This is a genomic window from Pseudomonas fluorescens, from assembly GCF_002022275.1.
Taxonomy (GTDB): domain Bacteria; phylum Pseudomonadota; class Gammaproteobacteria; order Pseudomonadales; family Pseudomonadaceae; genus Aquipseudomonas; species Aquipseudomonas fluorescens_AJ.
The window spans coordinates 28,559-30,138 of the sequence record NZ_MSDF01000043.1; the positions used below are offsets into that span (position 1 = coordinate 28,559).

General features: G+C 61.8%; 1 protein-coding gene. It reads left to right on the forward strand.

Going from position 1 to position 1,580, the window contains the following annotated elements; genetic code table 11:
- Positions 1-20 precede the first annotated feature (20 nt).
- A complete protein-coding gene (locus BFW87_RS23565; RefSeq protein ID WP_078742114.1) occupies positions 21-1,448 on the forward strand; it encodes an efflux transporter outer membrane subunit in 1,428 nt (475 codons plus the stop codon).
- Positions 1,449-1,580 lie beyond the last annotated feature (132 nt).

Below are 1,580 nucleotides of genomic sequence, written 5' to 3' on the forward strand. Positions count from 1 at the left end.
GCAAGCTCCCTCGCCACAGTATCAAGTTGGCAGTGGTATTGCTGTGCGGCGCACTGCTCAGCGCCTGCGCCATCGGCCCGGATTACAAACGCCCGGACGTGATCGAGCCTGCGCAGTTCAAGGAAGCCCAGGGCTGGAGTCAGGCCAAACCGAGCGACTCCCTGGCCCGTGGCGCCTGGTGGGAATTGTATGGTGATCGCCAGCTCAATGACCTGGTGACGCGCCTCAACAACGCCAACCAGACCGTGGCCCAGGCCGAGGCACGCTTTCGCCAGGCCCAGGCCCAGGTGCGCAGTGCGCGGGGTGCATTTTTCCCCACGGTTGACCTGAGCGCCGGTAAAACCCGCGCCAGCCAGGGCACTGGCAGCAGTAACGCGAGCCTCAGCAGTTCCAGCAGCGGCATCCGCGACACCCTCAACGCGCAGTTGGGCGTGAGTTGGGAGGCGGACGTGTGGGGCAAGTTGCGCCGAGGCCTTGAGGCCAACGAGGCCACCGCCGAGGCCAGCTCGGCTGACCTGGCCGCGATGCGCTTGAGCCAGCAATCGGAACTGGTGCAGGACTACCTGCAACTGCGCGTCATGGATCAACAGACCCGTCTGTTGCAAGCCACGCTCGACACCTACAAGCGTTCGCTGCAAATGACCGAAAACCAATACCGCGCGGGTGTGTCGGGCAAGGACGCGATCGCCCAGGCGCAGACTCAGCTTAAGACCACCCAGGCCAGCTTGATCGACCTGATTTGGCAGCGTGCCCAGCTGGAGAACGCCATCGCTGTGCTGATTGGCGAGGCGCCGGCCAATTTCAATCTGGCGGTGAGCCAGGACATTCCGGCATTGCCACAGATTCCGGTGAGCTTGCCCTCGCAACTGCTTGAGCGTCGTCCAGACATTGCCTCGGCCGAGCGCTCGGTGATTGCGGCCAACGCAAATATTGGCGTGGCCAAGGCGGCTTATTACCCGGATTTGACCTTGAGTCTGGCGGGGGGGTATTCCAGCAGCACTTATGCCGACTGGATCAGTTTGCCGAACCGCTTCTGGTCGGTAGGGCCGAAACTGGCCATGACCTTGTTTGATGGCGGGCAGCGTTCGGCCGAGGTTGATCGCACCGTTGCGACCTATGACGAGACGGTGGCCAAGTACCGGCAGACGGTGCTGGATGGTTTTCGTGAGGTTGAAAACTATATGGTGCAGTTGAAGGTGCTGGAAGACGAGGCGGTGGTCAGCAATGAAGCACTCGACGCGGCGCGGGAGTCGCTGCGGTTGACCGAGAACCAGTACAAGGCGGGGTTGATTGCGTATCTGGATGTGGTGACGGTGCAGGCTACGGCGTTGAGTAATGAGCGCACGGTGCTGACGTTGCTGCAGACGCGGTTGGTGGCGAGTGTGCAGTTGATCGCGGCGTTGGGTGGGGGGTGGGATGGGCGCACTTCTTATGTGGGTAAGGAGTGATTGGGGGCATATCCGTTGCTGTGGTCACGGCGGAGTATGGTTCCGCCCTTACGGCGGGTCACTTTTGGAAAAGAGCCCCAAAAGTAACCAAAAGGGCTCTTGCCCCAACACTCGGTGCCTCGCCTAGGCCCG